13 protein-coding genes are annotated in these 17,457 nt (G+C 45.8%); 4 read left to right on the forward strand and 9 right to left on the reverse strand.

What is annotated here, in order from left to right; all coding sequences use genetic code 11:
• Positions 1-6 precede the first annotated feature (6 nt).
• The 9 genes from VEJY3_RS14000 to VEJY3_RS14040 all read right to left on the reverse strand — a co-directional run bounded on the left by VEJY3_RS14000 (position 7) and on the right by VEJY3_RS14040 (position 10,630).
• The gene (locus VEJY3_RS14000) at positions 7-1,731 is read right to left on the reverse strand and encodes a GspE/PulE family protein (RefSeq protein WP_014233109.1); all 1,725 of its coding nucleotides are present in this window, start codon (positions 1,729-1,731) and stop codon (positions 7-9) included.
• Positions 1,728-2,828 carry a lipopolysaccharide assembly protein LapB gene (locus VEJY3_RS14005; protein WP_014233110.1) on the reverse strand — a complete coding sequence of 367 codons (1,101 nt, stop codon included), beginning with the start codon at positions 2,826-2,828 and terminating at the stop codon, positions 1,728-1,730. Before VEJY3_RS14005 ends, VEJY3_RS14000 begins: the two co-directional genes overlap by 4 nt.
• The gene (locus tag VEJY3_RS14010; protein WP_014233111.1) at positions 2,825-3,670 is read right to left on the reverse strand and encodes an ExeA family protein; all 846 of its coding nucleotides are present in this window, start codon (positions 3,668-3,670) and stop codon (positions 2,825-2,827) included. Before VEJY3_RS14010 ends, VEJY3_RS14005 begins: the two co-directional genes overlap by 4 nt.
• Before the next feature lie 44 nt (positions 3,671-3,714).
• On the reverse strand, positions 3,715-5,394 hold the full coding sequence (gene mshL, locus VEJY3_RS14015; RefSeq protein ID WP_014233112.1) for a pilus (MSHA type) biogenesis protein MshL: 1,680 nt from the start codon (positions 5,392-5,394) through the stop codon (positions 3,715-3,717).
• A gap of 20 nt (positions 5,395-5,414) precedes the next feature.
• On the reverse strand, positions 5,415-5,747 hold the full coding sequence (locus VEJY3_RS14020; RefSeq protein ID WP_014233113.1) for a hypothetical protein: 333 nt from the start codon (positions 5,745-5,747) through the stop codon (positions 5,415-5,417).
• Positions 5,740-6,390, reverse strand: coding sequence for a type II secretion system protein GspM (gspM, locus tag VEJY3_RS14025; RefSeq protein WP_014233114.1), 651 nt, complete (start codon positions 6,388-6,390; stop codon positions 5,740-5,742). Before gspM ends, VEJY3_RS14020 begins: the two co-directional genes overlap by 8 nt.
• On the reverse strand, positions 6,387-7,832 hold the full coding sequence (locus tag VEJY3_RS14030) for a hypothetical protein (protein ID WP_014233115.1): 1,446 nt from the start codon (positions 7,830-7,832) through the stop codon (positions 6,387-6,389). The genes gspM and VEJY3_RS14030 overlap by 4 nt, the downstream gene beginning before the upstream one ends.
• Positions 7,833-7,843: 11 nt before the next feature.
• Complete coding sequence (csrD, locus tag VEJY3_RS14035; RefSeq protein ID WP_031334688.1) at positions 7,844-9,853, reverse strand: RNase E specificity factor CsrD; 2,010 nt, start codon at positions 9,851-9,853, stop codon at positions 7,844-7,846.
• 237 nt (positions 9,854-10,090) lie between these two features.
• Positions 10,091-10,630, reverse strand: coding sequence for a single-stranded DNA-binding protein (locus VEJY3_RS14040; RefSeq protein WP_014233117.1), 540 nt, complete (start codon positions 10,628-10,630; stop codon positions 10,091-10,093).
• A 277-nt stretch (positions 10,631-10,907) separates the two neighbouring features.
• Between VEJY3_RS14040 and VEJY3_RS14045 the strand changes: the two genes are divergently transcribed.
• The 4 genes from VEJY3_RS14045 (at position 10,908) to VEJY3_RS14060 (ending at position 17,421) form a co-directional block, all read left to right on the forward strand.
• Positions 10,908-11,552 (forward strand): LuxR C-terminal-related transcriptional regulator, encoded by a 645-nt coding sequence (locus VEJY3_RS14045; protein ID WP_014233118.1) that lies wholly within the window; start codon positions 10,908-10,910, stop codon positions 11,550-11,552.
• Positions 11,553-11,731: 179 nt separating this feature from the next.
• Positions 11,732-12,604: a UTP--glucose-1-phosphate uridylyltransferase GalU gene (galU, locus tag VEJY3_RS14050; RefSeq protein ID WP_014233119.1), complete on the forward strand. Its 873-nt coding sequence runs from the start codon at positions 11,732-11,734 to the stop codon at positions 12,602-12,604.
• Between the two features lie 148 nt (positions 12,605-12,752).
• Positions 12,753-15,575 carry an excinuclease ABC subunit UvrA gene (gene uvrA, locus VEJY3_RS14055; protein WP_014233120.1) on the forward strand — a complete coding sequence of 941 codons (2,823 nt, stop codon included), beginning with the start codon at positions 12,753-12,755 and terminating at the stop codon, positions 15,573-15,575.
• Between the two features lie 67 nt (positions 15,576-15,642).
• The gene (locus VEJY3_RS14060; protein WP_041170275.1) at positions 15,643-17,421 is read left to right on the forward strand and encodes a PglL family O-oligosaccharyltransferase; all 1,779 of its coding nucleotides are present in this window, start codon (positions 15,643-15,645) and stop codon (positions 17,419-17,421) included.
• Positions 17,422-17,457: the final 36 nt, after the last annotated feature.

Genomic DNA, 17,457 nt, shown 5'->3' on the forward strand with positions numbered 1-17,457 from the left:
ACTTACCTATAGTAAAATTGGGTCAGTTTTACCAGAAGCATCCCCTTCACCAAGGGCCATGACTTCATCCAAACTTACGGTGCCTTGCAGTGCGAGCTCCATCGCCGAAGCCAATAGTGGTTTGTATTTTTCGGATCTCCGTGCCACCTGTGCAAAGCCAACCGCATCGTTAGCACGCAGTTTATCCATCATCTCGTTTTCTAATTCGAGCATTTCAAATACACCGATTCGACCACGGTAACCCGTTAGGTTACAGTTTTGGCAACCGCTTCCTTTGTAGAAAGTCACGCCGACTTGATTAGGGAAACGTCCAGCTAACCATTGCTTACGTGATTCATCCAAACTCTCTTCCGTTTTACAGTCTGGGCAGACACGGCGGACAAGACGCTGGGCAACCACTGCTCGTACAGCACTCGCCACCAGGTAACCTGGCGCGCCCATATCAATCATTCGCAGGGCACTGTCGATAGCATCGTTCGTGTGCAGTGTACTGAGTACCAAGTGGCCGGTCAGTGCAGCACGTAAACCAATCTCTACGGTTTCTTGATCACGCATTTCACCAACCAGAATGATATCCGGGTCCTGACGCAGGAACGTGCGCAGCACACGAGAGAACGTTAGATCGATACGGCTGTTGATCTGAACCTGAGTAATTCGCGGCAATCGATACTCAACCGGATCTTCTGCAGTGATGATTTTCTTTTCAGGTTCATTTAGCTCGCTTAGCGCCCCATAAAGTGTGGTCGTTTTACCGGAACCGGTCGGCCCGGTGACCAGAATCATCCCGTGTGGACGGGACAATTGACGTCGTAAGCGAGCAAGTAATTCAGGAGGTAAACCTGACTCTTCCAACGGACGTAGACCTACAGACTGGTTAAGCAGACGCATAACGACTGATTCACCATATTGAGTCGGCATGGTCGACATACGAATATCAATCGATTGTCCGCGAACTTTGATATTAAAACGGCCATCTTGCGGCAAACGTTTTTCAGAAATATCCAGCTGCGCCATTAACTTCAAACGCAGAACCAGCGCGGAAGCAATCTTGACTTCATTTAACAGCGTTTCATGTAGCACACCATCAATACGCTGACGAAGACGCAGTACTTTGTCATCAGGCTCAATATGAATATCTGACGCACCGACCTGAACCGCATCTTCAAACATGGAGTTAATCAGTTTTACAACCGTTACTTCTTCGCTGTCCGTTTCGTCGATTCCGTAATCAAAGCTCTGTACATCCTGGTGCTCCGCCTGTAATTGCTCAGCAAATGAAGCAATCTCTTTAGTACGACGATAGTAACGGTCGAAACTGTCGATCAGTTGGCGTTCCGACGCAATGATAAATTCCAGACTGTATTCGCCAAGCAGGTTCATCAGCGACTCTTGCGTGAACAGATCCGCTGGATCACTCATTGCTACACGCAACGTGTGGCCATTACGAGCAACCACCATCGCGCGCAGTCTACGAGCATGAACTTCAGGTAAGATTTGTACGGCTTCAGGATCGACCGGAGCTCGGCCAAGATCAATCAATGGCAAGCCTAGCTGCTGCGATAAGAAATTGAGCATCTGTTTCTCGGTAATAAAACCAAGGTCAATCAGCGCATCACCCAATTTCTGACCAGTACTGCGTTGTGCCGTTAGCGCTTGTTGAATCTGCTCTTCGGTTACAATGGCTTCATCAACCAGAAGATCACCCAAGCGTTTTCTTAACTGAATTTTCATTGCGCATTCTCCAACTGCTTAAGAACCGTCAATCGATCGCGAATAAAGGCTTGTGACTGGTTCGATATCCCAACTTTCCCCAGCGCTTTATTGTATGAGTTGATAGCCGAAGAGAACTGCAGTGCTCGCTCCTGCTGTATACCTAACCCCATCCACCAGCGAGCATTTTCTGGATCGCGCTGGGTCAGTAACTGGTAGCTCTCCAATGCAATTTCATCCTGCTTCTGCTTTTGTGCCAGCACTGCACGCATTGCCAAATAATCTCGATTTGGCATTGGCGGCATGTGAACCAGCGGGCTAAGCGCCGCTTGAGGCTGTTTGGCTTTAACCAACAGCTTGGATAACGCCAGTCGCAGTGTTTGATTGTTAATGTCTAAGCTGATGCCTTCCTGCATAATTTCATACGCTTTTCGCGTATCACCTTTCCCAAAATAAAGCGCCGCGAGTTTTTGGCGTGTATCCACATTGGTTGGTTCATAACGCAGGGCTTCTTGGTACGCAGAAAGCGCGGTTTGCATATCATTGGCATCCAAAGCTTTCTCTGCTCGACCTAACGCTTTGATCGCTAACTGATGATGCGTCAGCTCAACTTGTTCAATATTCATCGAACTTTCAGCATCAGAGGCCTGTGGAGCACTTTCACTTGGAACACTAGCAACTTGAGCAAGCAGGATTGGCGCTTGTGCAACCGCTCTCACTTCTTGTCTTGGAGTAAACGAGTCGACTTCAGGTGCAGGAGACTCTGTTACTGGTTCACTTTTTGTTACTGACGCTTCAATAACTTGCTGTTGTTGAGCTGGCTTAGTGTAAACCTGACGACTTGTCTCTGGCGTCATTTTACTGGTCGGTGAATACGCAGGTTCATCAAGCGTAGATTTAACCTGCAAGCCTTCCCCTGATTGATATTGTGCGAATTCATCTGATGCAACCGGACCTCGAGATACGGCCCAGCCTCCGACCGCAAGGCTCAATGAAAACCCCGCCCCCAGCCATAACCAAGGCTTGCTGCGAGAAACATGGGGTATCTCGGCTCTGGTTAATTCAGACGGTGATGTTTTTTCTGTAATTTCTGATAATGCTTTATTGATGGCACTCAAGGTTGACTCCATCCCCAGAATACGGGTGTTTTAAATTTGGGTTTACGGGCATCAAATGTGTCGTGTATTGCTAGATAAACGTGCTGATTTTTCAATAAAGTACAACTTTCGTTAAACGCCGCTAACAGGGCTTTATGGCAGATTTGATTAATCAGCCTTGGTATCCCCATTGCTGAACGCCAAATCGCTTTTTTCTGCTCTACTGAAAAGATATGTGCTCCATTTCCTGCAATATCCAGACGATTATTGATGTATGCCACTCCCTCATCGAGTGAGAGTGGACGTAACTCACAGCTAAACGTAATGCGCTGGCGAAACTGTCTTAGCTCATGAGTCGCTAAGCGTTCATCAAGCTCTGGCTGACCAAATAACACGATCTGGATCAGCTTGTCATGTTCAGTTTCTAAGTTGCCAAGCAAGCGTAATGCTTCTAATGCCTGAGGAGAAAGTGCCTGCGTTTCATCCACAATCAGTACCGTTTTCTTGGCTGATGAATGAACGCGAATCAAATGTTCCTGAATGAGTGACACAATAAGCAAAGGATCGTTATTCTCTATCCCTAACTCTCTGGCGACAGCGAGCTGTAACTGCTCACCATTTAAGACTGGATTCGGCAGATAAACCAACTCTACTTGTGAGTCCAACTGCTCAATCAGTTTACGGCACACCATGGTTTTTCCGGTACCAACTTCTCCGGTTACCTTAATTACCCCTTCCCCCATTTGAACTGCGGCCAGAATGGTCTGAATCGCTTCATAATGAGGGGCTAACCCCAAAAACATTTCTGTGTTTGGGGTTAGTGAAAAAGGCTGAACTCGAAATCCAAAATGCGACAAGTACATATTCAAATCACAAACATTTTGAACAACTTAACGTCTCAATGCCGTTATTCCGCATCAGGGAACCACTCTTGAAGCAGATCACGCGAGCGTTCCAGCTCTTTTTGCCAAGAGTTAACACCAACTACCGTCGGTTTAAGCAAAATAACCAGCTCTGTTTTTTGTGTCACGTTGTTCACATTACGGAACAGGTGCCCAAGAGCAGGAACATCTCCCAGGAAAGGCACTTTAGACACTTGTTCTAAGTTCTGCTGCTTCATCAGGCCGCCAATGACGACAACGTCACCGTCTTTAGCGCGAATAACAGAGTCAGACTCACGAATCGAACTTTTTGCCAGTGGCAACTGCACATCTTCAAAATCTCCGCCAAGGTTCAGAACTTTAGTTTCTTCTTCAACCTCAATCACCGCAGGGTGAACATGGAGGAACACATTGCCTTTATCGTCGATCTGAGGCGTCACATCGAGTGATATACCAGAGAAGAATGGCGTTAGCTCCACCTCTGGTACGGCATTTGAGTTATCACCGTTACCCACGTTACTTGAGAGCTCGGTAACAAAATATTGGTCTGTGCCTACTTTTATGACCGATTTTTGGTTATTCGCTGCGGTGATACGTGGGCTCGATAGCACATTAAGGTCGCCCTGAGTCGACATAAAGCTCAAGACGGCATCAAAGTTACCATCAGAAATGGTGACGTTCGTCTGACCACCCAGCAAGTTACCGATCGTATCTAAGCCTGGTAACGTTGGTATTGTAACTCCAGTACCTGGTAATGTTGTTCCACCAGCGTAAGGACGACCCAAAGAGACACCACCAGACCCAATCGACGCAGATAAGTTAGACCAGTTAATGCCTTGTTGATACCCGTCACTCAGCGTCACTTCCAAGATTTTGGCTTCGAGAATGACCTGGCGCTGCATACGTTCTTGAGAAACACCCAAGAACTCACGTACCTGACGAATGTCATCAGGGAACGCTCGAACCGTAATAACGCTAGCCTGTGGCGTGACGACAACGCTTTGCCCTTTGCCCGAGCCAATCAGGTTTGCGACCGCTTGTTGCAACATTGGCCAGAAATCACTTTCAGTGACCGTTTCAATGCGCGTGCCACCGGTTGGAGACGTTGAGCTATCACTACTGTTTTCAGAGTCTGACGAACTTGACGAGCTTGAACTGTCTGAGCTTCCTCCAGAGTTGGACGTCCCTGCAGAAGTGACAGAGCCCGTACTGATGCTCGTTAGTGAGCGACCAATTCGTTTAAACTGCAAATAATCGACAGGAATCGTTACCGTGCGCATGCCCGCTGGATAAACTTGGATCACTTTGCCTGATTTAATCACATCATAGCCGTACATGTTCTGCACAACACTCAGTACTTCATCTAAGGTTACATCAGTCAAATTAACGGTAATGTTACCCGCAACTGCCGGATGAATCGCGGCACTGTATTCAGTTCCTTTGACGAGTGAAGCAAAAAAGCTTCTCGCTTCAACGGCGTTCGCCTGAATACGAAAACGCTTGGATGTCGCTTGCTCCGAAGACGAACTGGTATCTAAGTTCGGCATTAGGTCGGCTTCAACAGAAGAAGGCAGCTCTTCTAAAGCACGACTGTTGGCTTGATTTATCGACTCATTGAGAGCTTGTTTCACTTCAACAGGATCTCGATGCCCCATGGAGCATCCCATTAAAGAAGCAGTAATAATTCCTACAACTAATTTGCGCATATCTGATCAGGCTCTGACTCTTATTTTTTTACGTTTAAACCAAAAAGCTCCAGCTTCCACTGACGGTTACTCTGCTTTAAAGTTACAAATTCACTGGTGATACTCACCACGAGATAACCTTTGAACAGTTCACCCTGCTCTACGATTTGGTTATCCATAATGGCGCTACATTGGCTGCCAACTTTACAAACAATGCTGTTTAGTGTCGGTAGCCTCGACCGTTTTTTTGTTGGTTTGGCGTTAGATTCGGCAGCCGGCTTCTGCCAGCCAAGTGGTGCGGTAGGGTCTTGGTCTGCCCATACTCCTCCCGCAATGACCGCTAAGGCTATTGAGATAATGAATTTCTTAACCACCGATAAACGCCTCTCTAGAGCCTAATGTGTACACTTCCAACACCAATGTTGCTTTAGGATATTCATCCACTTTGTAATGAAAACTGCGCCAGTAATAGCTTGCAGGTAGCTTTTCCAACTTACCCAAGTAATTCGCAATAGAGAAGTAATCTCCCGTCACTTCCATACGCACAGGATGTACGTAGTACCCTGAATATTGAGATACTTCTTTGTCGTCAGAGATCGGCTCTGAAGGCAGCGTTTGCAAAGAGACTAAATGAATCCCCGTTTGTTGCTCTAACACTTGCTCAAGTAACCCCGCCATCTGCGAAGGGGTAATAAGGTGCTCAATGATCTCTGAAAGCTGCTGCGAAAGGCGCTGGCTTTCAGCAAGCAGACGTGAAACCTGCAAATCAATTTCCGAGTTTGGATCTTTCTTTAGCTGCGCTTGTATGCGCAAAATATCAATCTCAGTTTTTTGGTTGGCCTGCTTTAAGTTACTCAGCTGTTTTTCATTGTTATTTATTTGGTTAAGTTTAGGTTCGAGCACGAGCGTGAACAGCAGCATCACCACTGTCACTAAACCACACAAGGCGATCAGTATTTTTTCTCGTGCACTCATTTCACCAAAACGTTCTTCCAGAGAAAGCCAGAACTCGTTCATTTCTTTTTCTCCTCCCCGGCCTTCAATTCAAACGTGACAATACCTTTTTCATTGCGACCAATATTCACGTCATCGAAAGTACGACCAACAAGGTTGATCTCATCTTTAAATCGGTTCACCCAGCTAGGCACTGAGCTTGGCGCTTTAGCCAACCCCTTTAAGTTCAAGGTATTATTGTTAATTCGAATTTCTGATAAAGAAATCTCTCTATTGCCTAACTTAGCAAGAGACTGCATGACACCGGAGTACCCTGTCAGTTGTGAATCGTCATATTTCCCGACCGCTTTTAGCGAGTCTCGCTTAGCCTTCACAGTACGCTCAAGACGCTCTTTCGCGGCTAACTTACTGGTGTCAGGCTGATGCTTGCGTAACTTGACCTGAGCCCTCTCCAGCTCAGACTTCATGATCTCGCCTTTGCTCTTCACAATGGCAATTTCATCTTCTAATCCTTCACTCTGCCAGGTTACGTAGCCATAGGACAGAAAAATAGCCGCCGCCGCAACACCCCAAGAAATCACCACATTTCTTAAAGTCAGAAGCTCTTTTTTCGGCTTTAAGTAGTCAGGGTATAAGTTAACGTGTAGCGCGTTAGCTGCTGTCGCAGTATTGGCCAGCACATGTCCTGATAACTCATTATCTTCATGAATTAATGGCGAAACTTTAGTGCTCAGGCGGTAATTAAGAGACTGAACCAACTCGTGTTCATCTTCTTCATCACAGCACACTTTCATCTGATGCAGTTGGACATGGCGCAGCTGTGAAGACAAGTAGTCAATCGAGCGCTGAAGTTCCAATGACAGACTGTCCATTTGCAGCTCAGTTGAAGGAACCCCAGTCAACGGCGGCGTCACACTACGAATGGAACGATGAAATGCAATCGTGCGTTCGACAAATGCACTGATGCGGAAGTGCCCTCGAACACTGCGTTGCAGCAAAATGAAATTACCGAGCTCCCCAGCGGTATGACCCCAAACACAGTCTTCAGGAATAATAGCGTCTAATGACAGCTGAGCGTGATTCGCGATCTGCACAAGCTTATCAAGTGTTTTTCTTGATAACACGTACGCCTGAACCTTACTCGAGTTTGGCAGTTCTACAGCGTCCGCAACGATATCTATTGCGCGTTCCGAGATAAGCTCTTTCAACAAAAACGGCAATGCAGCAGGCCACTCGTGACGAGGCATTGCTGGTTTATCGATTTGGTACATCTGGTAGTAGTTGTGAGACAGTACTACCTTTAATGAATCGTAAGAACTGGCTGCGACACTGAGTGCCTGTTCAACCGCTCTCTCCCAGTTTGACTCAGAGACTTCAAACCGGGTCGGTCGGGCACTTTTCAGTGATGATGATAAATAGATTGCGTCTGGCTGAATAACTAAAAAACAAGCGCGACCGCTACCTGACGATCGCACAAACTTGTCTACTACTGCTTTAAGATCCATGAATATTATCTTTATTTTTTACGCCAGCGATTTCGTCTCCCTGGCTTAACTTGGGATTCTGACCGAGTGGGCTGCATCTTTTGCGGACGGGGAAGGAATTGTCGCTCTGTAGCAAAATAGCGACCTTGACCACCGTATACACCTAACTCAAGTAAAGTATTTAATTCATTCCGGTTCTCAATACCCACTGCCACTATTTTGGTTTTACTGTTTGCGGCAGCACCTAACATACTGCGAATAAAAAGCTGGTTTTCATGCCGCTGATCTATCTTGGTCACCAAGCTACGATGGAGCTTAAGGTAACGAATGTCGACCTCTTTCAAATAATGGCTACTGACGATAGTTCGCCCAGCTTGCCCAATCATTAGCTGGCATCCTAAACCTGCCAGCATTTTAGCCACTGGGCGCATAAAGTCTAAGTGTCTTACAAATTGTGCTTCCACAAACTCAAAATTGAGACACTTTCTTTGCTCACGTGACAACTGTAGCAATTCATAACGAAACCATTTGAAATATTCTCGATTAGCAAATGGAACTACAGTTAAACTCAGTGCATATGATTTTGAGTGGTCAAAATTATCCTTAAAACTTCTTAAGAATTTATTAACCACAGCCTTATCCATTTGAGTTTCGTAACCTACCTGTCTAACGGCTGAGATAAACCTGGACGCTTTCACAATGCCGTTTTCCGGGTCTTGAAGACGGCAGGTTAACGCTTCATACAGCGGTTTTTTATGTGATGAATCATTCATTACAAAAACCGGCTGTGCATACAGTAGCAAATTTTCAGGGGTCAGCGCTTTATCAAACAAGGTTCGCCATCTAACACTTCCCCGAACTTCCTCATCGTGATTCCACTTTTTGAAGCGACTCCAGTTGTTGTTATTTTGTAGCTGTGCGCTGCGTAATGCAGTTTCTGCTTCATCAATAATCTGGCTATGACGCTCACCTTCTTTAAACATTGTGATACCAATGTGGCACCAGTTATCTGGTTCCAATGGTTCTGGTGGCGTCAATTTCTCAAGCTGACGAATACATTGTGAAGCAAGGTTTGCTACCCCTTTTGCATCCTGATGAGGCAAAAACAACGCAAAGTCAGAGTCGTAATAGCGCGAAAAAACCACGTCAGGATAACGCTGAACCAGGTTAGATAGCAGGCTGCCTACCTCAACGATAAAATCATCGGTAACTTGCTTATCTTGTTCCTCTTCAGCTAACTTCCAGTCATGAAGGCGTACAAGCATCACCGCACCACGCGCACCGCTTTCTAGTAAGGAGGATTCCAACTTACTGTCGAACAGCACTCGGTTCGCCGTTCCCGTTAACTTGTCTAAAAAAGTCTGCGTTCGAATGAAAGTATCAAACCTACTGCGCTCCTGACGCGCATCTTGTAGCTCTTCAATGAGCACATCGAGCGCTTCACTGGCGGTGTAAGGCCACTCGGATTTATCACCTTTTGCGTATTGCTCAACACGGCCGGCCAAAATCATTCGGCCACGCTCCTCCAGCATTTCTGAACCAGCTAACTGCTCTTTTAACCAAGCGACGCCACGCATCAGACAAAAAATGATCAAAATCACCGCCAGAGTGATCGACCACAATGCCTGCATTGAATAGCCGTAACCTAAGTAAGGAGGAATCGCCTTAAAATAGATCACATAGTCCTGGTTGTGAGTAAGCGGATACTCTTTTTCAAACAAGACCGACGCGTCCATCTTATGGGACGTGTCTTTAAACCGATATACGACCGCATCATTGGTCGTCAACGTCATTTCAACAATGTTGCTGGCCTGCAGCATTTTGGGCATCCAGCGCTGCATGGAATATGCCGCATCCGGATCTTCCATCTCCTTGTCGACCACCTCAACGATCCCTTCTAAATAATGGGTAAGATATTCTTGCCCAAGCCGTTTAAAAGAGAGGGTGCCGCCGACAAATAAGATAAACATTGCGCATATCACGATCATAGTGACGAAAGCCACCAGCCGCGTGCTTAGTTTAAGAGTTGGGGTATACCTCATGAACACCGAATTCCTTTTCTATTCACCATATACCTTATTGAAATACTTATACTTGATCGATATTTAATAAACAATCTGATTAGTTTGATTGTGAGAGGCATACTGTTTTTACCGCCATAGTTTAGTTAGCGGCAAACAATGTCATCACTTGAGAACATCTCATACTATTCAGTATGGGACACAGATAATAAAAAAGCCGCGATATTCGCGGCCCTTGAAATTTCAGTGCAATTAAGATTAAAACGGAATATCGTCGTCAAAATCCATTGGTGGCTCATTGTACTGCTGCTGAGGCTGTTGTGGAGCCGATTGCTTTGGAGCTTGTTGCTGAGGCGCATTGTATTGCGGCTGAGCTGGTTGCTGAGGCTGACCCCAACCACCTTGCTGAGGTGCCTGGCCACCCATAGCAGGAGCGCCACCTTGAGCGCGACCACCCAGCATTTGCATTACGCCATTGAAGCCCTGAACCACAACTTCAGTTGAGTAACGGTCTTGACCACTCTGATCTTGCCATTTACGCGTTTGAAGTTGTCCTTCAACGTAAACTTGTGAGCCTTTACGTAGGTATTCGCCAGCAACTTCCGCAAGTTTGCCAAACAGCACAACTCGGTGCCACTCAGTTTTTTCGCGCTGTTCGCCAGTCGCTTTATCACGCCATGAATCAGAGGTTGCAATAGTAATGTTTGCTACTGCACCGCCATTCGGCATGTAACGAATTTCAGGGTCGTTACCTAGGTTCCCCACCAAAATAACTTTGTTAATTCCACGGCTGGCCATGATGTGCTCCGTTTGACTCTGGGTAGTTAAAATTTTAGCGCATTAGAATAGCACGCTTTGCTGACTTGATTAAAGTCTAATACGATAGTGTTCTATCTAGTTATTATCTAGAACCAAAATCTCTATACAACCAGCACATGTAGCATTTTTAATTCACGTTGCAGACATCGCGGCGTGAACCTTTGAATCTGAACGCATTTATTCACCAAGCGTATAGCGCAGACGTTTCTTTGATGCCAACGTACAACCTTCACTGAAGATTGGGAGATTTGACATCATGAAAAAGTCAGCTTACGCCAGAAAGCTATTTCTGATCAGTATGGAAGAGAATGCGCCCCAAAAGGTAGCGGCACTGGAGAAGTACATCGAGATCGGTATCCCAGTGATCTCGACGGATGCTTTAATGGAAGCGAAGCCGAAACATCGTAATAAAATCTTACTCATCGATTTCAGTGAACATAAATCGCTTGTTCAGTCGATAAAGAACTTGCCACTGGTATGGAAGAACTTTGAAACAGTGATTTTTAATGTCCCAAAACGCCTGACCACGGATGAGCTGCTCTCTTTCGGCCAGCTAAAAGGCGTATTCTATGCCGACGAATCGCTTGAACGAATTGGGGAAGGATTAAAAGGCATCATTAATGGCCAAAACTGGTTACCTCGCAATGTGTCCAGCCAGCTGCTTCACTACTACCGCAATGTGATCAATACCCATACCGCACCCGCGACCGTGGATCTTACCATTCGGGAATTACAAGTGTTGCGCTGTCTTCAAAATGGGGCATCCAATAGCCGAATGGCAGAAGAGTTATTTGTGAGCGAGTTTACGATTAAGTCTCACCTGTACCAGATTTTTAAAAAGCTCTCGGTGAAAAACCGCGTACAAGCGATTGCTTGGGCTGATCAGAATCTGATGTCTTAATTAACGTAACCTCCCGTTAACTAAGTTAATGCGGTTCTAACACTTAGTTTGATCCGCTCATTCTTTTTCCGGCCCCTGCCTCACAATTTTTCCTACTTTATTCATGATTAAGACATAACACTCGTGTTAAAGTTATGCGCAAATTCTTGAAGATAATGACGAGAAAGGAAATTCCCCCAATGATTAAAAAATGTCTGTTCCCTGCTGCAGGCTATGGTACGCGCTTCTTACCTGCGACCAAGTCAATGCCAAAAGAGATGATGCCGGTAGTGAACAAGCCATTAATTGAATATGGCGTTGAAGAAGCGATTCAAGCTGGTATGAACGGCATGTGTATTGTGACTGGTCGTGGCAAACACTCAATCATGGATCACTTTGATAAAAACTACGAACTCGAGCACCAAATCAGCGGCACTAACAAAGAAGAGCTGTTGGTAGACATTCGTGAAATCATTGAGTCAGCTAACTTTACCTACATCCGTCAAAGAGAGATGAAAGGTTTGGGACACGCGATCCTGACTGGTCGTGAGCTGGTTGGTGATGAACCTTTTGCTGTTGTTTTAGCTGATGACCTTTGTGTCAATGAAGACGAAGGCGTTCTGGCTCAAATGGTCGCGCTTTTCAAACAGTTCCGCTGCTCTATTGTTGCGGTGCAGGAAGTCCCAGTAGAAGAAACTCATAAATACGGCGTTATCTCAGGCGAGATGATCAAAGATGATATCTTCCGTGTGGATGACATGGTTGAAAAACCAGAGAAAGGCACAGCGCCAAGTAACCTGGCCATCATCGGCCGTTACATCCTGACTCCTGACATTTTCGAGTTAATTGAAAACACAGAGCCAGGAAAAGGTGGTGAAATTCAGATTACTGATGCCCTACTAAAGCAAGCGAAAGCTGGCTGCGTACTTGCGTACAAATTCAAAGGTAAGCGATTCGATTGTGGTAGCGTAGAAGGTTACATCGAAGCAACGAATTACTGTTTCGAAAACCTGTACCTAAAAGACGAGAAGAAGTCTGAGCTAGGCAAACACGCGACTCAACGCGAAGCATAAGCTTTTCAAACTTATCACTTATTCTCACATGATTAAGCCCAGCTCAAATGCTGGGCTTTTGTTTACTGTTTTTTTGTCCAGTATTCCTTTGCACATTTCTCACACTATGTAATACTTGCCCAACTTGGTTATACATAGAGCAAATACGATGGATAAAATAGAAGTTCGCGGTGCCCGAACCCATAACCTTAAAAATATCAACCTGACTATCCCTCGCGATAAACTGACAGTTATTACAGGATTAAGTGGCTCCGGTAAATCTTCCCTCGCTTTCGACACCTTATATGCGGAAGGTCAACGACGTTATGTTGAGTCTCTTTCGGCTTATGCGCGTCAGTTTTTGTCTCTTATGGAAAAGCCCGATGTCGATCATATTGAAGGCTTATCACCAGCTATTTCTATCGAACAGAAGTCGACTTCTCATAACCCACGCTCAACCGTAGGTACGATTACCGAAGTCTATGACTACTTGCGTCTGCTTTACGCCCGTGTCGGTGAACCTCGCTGTCCGACTCACCACTCGCCTCTTGCTGCTCAAACCATCAGCCAAATGGTGGATAAAGTATTGGAATTGCCTGAAGGCAGTAAAATGATGCTACTGGCACCCATCGTTAAAGAGCGTAAAGGCGAGCACGTAAAGACGTTAGAAAACCTAGCAGCACAGGGATTTATCCGTGCTCGTATTGACGGTGAAACTTGCGATCTTTCCGATCCACCAACACTTGAATTACACAAAAAACACACGATCGAAGTCGTCGTCGATCGTTTTAAAGTTCGTCCGGATCTGCAACAACGTTTAGCTGAATCTTTCGAGACCACACTGGAGTTGTCTGGCGGCATTGCTGTTGTCGCGCCAATGGATGGTGACGGTGAAGAAATTATCTTCTCTGCAAACTTTGCTTGTCCTAAATGTGGCTACAGCATGCAGGAATTAGAGCCTCGCCTGTTTTCATTCAATAACCCTGCGGGAGCTTGTGGTACTTGTGATGGTTTGGGTGTGCAGCAATATTTTGATCCAAGCCGAGTCATTCAGGATGATTCATTGAGTCTGGCACAAGGTGCTATCCGTGGCTGGGATCAAAAGAACTATTACTACTTCCAGATGCTCACCTCAATTGCGGATCACTATGGCTTTGATCTTCATGCTCCGTTTAATTCTCTGCCGAAGAAAACGCAAGAGATCATATTAAAGGGTTCTGGCCGTACAGAAATTGAGTTTAAGTACATCAATGATCGTGGTGACATTCGAGTTAAACGTCATCCATTTGAAGGCATTCTGAACACACTCGAGCGTCGTTATCGAGACACGGAGTCCAACTCTGTTCGTGAAGAATTAGCTAAATATATCTCGACTAAATCTTGTTCAAGTTGTGGCGGTACACGTCTGCGTCTTGAAGCGCGTAATGTGTTTATTGCCGACACCACACTCCCAGAGATTGTAGAACTGAGCATTGCGGATGCGCTGAGCTTCTTCCAAACGCTTAAACTGGAAGGTCAGCGTGCACAGATTGCTGAAAAGGTCATGAAAGAAATTAATGACCGCCTGCAATTTTTGGTGAATGTGGGGCTAAATTACCTCAACTTATCTCGCAGTGCTGAAACCCTGTCTGGCGGTGAGGCACAGCGTATTCGCTTAGCAAGCCAAATTGGTGCGGGCTTAGTCGGGGTAATGTATGTACTTGATGAGCCATCGATTGGCCTCCACCAGCGAGATAATGAACGTCTGCTAAAAACACTGACTCACCTGCGCGATCTGGGTAATACTGTTTTAGTTGTGGAACATGATGAAGATGCCATTCGCTGTGCAGACCATGTGATCGATATTGGTCCTGGCGCTGGCGTTCATGGTGGCAACGTCGTAGCAGAAGGCACAATGGCAGAGATCATCGCCAACCCTAATTCACTAACGGGTCAGTATCTGAGTGGTGTAAAAGAGATTGCCGTACCGAAAGAGCGCACACCTCGCAATCCTAAAAAAACCGTCGAGCTTATCGGGGCAACGGGTAATAACCTGAAAAACGTTAACTTGTCAGTGCCAGTTGGTTTGTTTAGCTGTATTACTGGCGTTTCTGGTTCCGGTAAATCAACGCTGATTAATGATACTTTCTTCAAGATTGCTCATACGCAACTCAATGGTGCCACGACTGCACATCCATCGCCTTATAAATCGATAAAAGGTCTGGAACACTTTGATAAAGTCATCGACATCGATCAAAGTCCAATTGGTCGTACACCTCGTTCTAACCCTGCTACATACACTGGTATTTTTACTCCAATTCGCGAATTGTTTGCTGGTACGCAAGAATCACGTTCACGCGGATACAAGCCAGGACGCTTTAGTTTTAACGTTCGAGGCGGTCGTTGTGAGGCATGTCAGGGCGATGGTGTAATCAAAGTAGAAATGCACTTCCTGCCGGATGTCTATGTTCCTTGTGATGTGTGTAAGGGCAAGCGCTACAACCGTGAAACCTTAGAAGTTCGCTACAAAGGCAAAACGATTGATGAAGTGTTGGAGATGACGGTAGAAGACGCGCGCGAATTTTTTGAACCCGTACCTGTCATTGCACGTAAACTGCAAACTTTAATGGATGTAGGTCTGTCTTATATTCGCCTCGGTCAAGCGGCAACAACCCTGTCCGGTGGTGAAGCGCAACGTGTAAAATTGGCCAGAGAGCTATCAAAGCGCGATACTGGCAAAACGCTCTATATTCTGGATGAGCCAACGACAGGTCTGCACTTCCATGACATCCAGCAGTTATTATCGGTACTGCACCGTCTGCGTGATCACGGCAACACAGTCGTGGTCATTGAGCACAACCTGGACGTAATCAAAACGGCCGACTGGGTTATCGACCTCGGCCCTGAAGGGGGCCAAGGCGGTGGTGAGATCATTGCTCAAGGAACGCCAGAAGATGTGTCCTTGATCGAAGGTTCACACACGGCTCGCTTCCTTAGTCCTATGTTGAAATAGAAAAAACAGGTAAAGTACAAAGACCAGCCATTGCTGGTCTTTTTTCATTCAAAACAACGCAATGTCTATGGCAACTATACATGTAAGTGGAACAAGGCTTTCACCGGGAAAAACTCAGGTCCCTCTCAATCGCAAGTTTCTCCTCTCTTTGGCAGTACTGTTTGTGCTGGCGATGCACTTTTTTATGCCCAATCCAGGTGGTTCAGGGTTGGCTTTATCCTTCAATGCGACATCTTGGATAGCGTTTAGCTTTGCGTTAGGGATTGGCTGCTATCAAATTGCCCGTAATCAGGCATTAAGATATTCAAAATTAACTATCGGGTTGTTTATCAGCGTCATCATTATGACCATCCCGATTTTTTACCCAAATGCAAACAGTCATTTAGCTGCGAATAAACTCATTGGCCTGTGGAGTGGTTTACTGTTTTTCGTTGTGCTGCAACAATTCCATTTCAGCAATAAGCATCGCCAACGAATCTTGTGGTTTATCGTCTTAGCGGTAGTGATAGAAGCTATTTTAGGTCTGACGCAATATCTCTACTTAAAACCAGGTAATCCTTTCGGATACAACACCGTAGCTAACCGTCCATACGGCATCTTTCAGCAACCCAATGTCATGGCCAGCTTTCTCGCAACTGGCTTAGTCATTGCCAGTTACTTACTGGCTCGTCAGCCATACAAATACGATCGTAAGCTCAGTGATGTCTACTTACTTTATGCGGTACCCGTTTTAACCATCCCTTTGATCGTTGTGCTTGCGTCACGAACAGGTTGGCTGGCTTCTCTGTTTGCGGTCCTTCTGATTATCCCGTACATGTACCGCTACAATACCAAGCGGCGCTTTACGCATTGGGTAATTTCACTCGCAGCCGGGCTGTTGTTATCAGTAGTAGTCATGCAAATAGCTTTCCCACAAGGCAACGGGTTAGCCGCCGAGAAAGTCAACATGGAATCGGCTCGCGCTTACACTTTCCCGCAAACGGTAGATATGGTGATTGAAAAACCGTTCACCGGCTATGGTTACGGAAAGTTTGAGTCGGAGTACATGATTTATACCGCTCGCCAACATGCGTTAAATGAGAAATATCCTGCCGGATTGCCTGCAATGGATCACCCGCACAATGAATTATTGTACTGGGCCGTAGAAGGTGGGTTACTGCCAATTATCGGTATCTTCTTGGCCATGACATTAGTGCTGCACAGAATCTATCAGGCCAAGCGCGGGACACGTTTAGCCTTATTGGCGTTGTTTATACCCATTGTTCTCCACTCGCAGCTCGAATACCCGTTTTATCACTCGTTAGTGCATTGGGTAATCTTTATCATTTTAATATATTGGGTGGATCAGCGAGTTGCGCGTTATCGCCAAGGCGGCTTTACAAAAATCACGAAAAGCTTGCTGCGCATTGTAAGCTTGGCTCTGCCTGCTGTGTTTACGTTCTACATGGCGAGTGCCTTACATACCAACTACATACTAACGAAATTTGAAACCACACGCCCGACAAACCCAGACATTCTTAGTCAAGTCAGCAACCCAGTGGTTTGGAAAGATAGATTCGACTGGGATGTGTACAGCACCTTTCTAACTATTGGGTTACAAACACAAGATCCAAGCTTGATTCAGCCCTATATCAATTGGTCACTAAATATCATTAAAGATAAGCCACGCCCGGCCTTCTATAGCAATTTGATCCTGGCTTACCAGGGACTAGACGATGGAAGTAAAGCCGAGCAAATTCGTGCAGAGGCGCAGTTCTTATTTCCTCGGGTAGATTTCAGTAAAGTAAATTACCAACCACCATCACAAGCTCAATCTGCTTCACCTAAGCAGTCAGACGAGCAGTAAATAAACGAAAAAAGCGAAGGATAACCTTCGCTTTTT

This window comes from Vibrio sp. EJY3 (genome assembly GCF_000241385.1).
Lineage (GTDB): Bacteria > Pseudomonadota > Gammaproteobacteria > Enterobacterales > Vibrionaceae > Vibrio > Vibrio natriegens.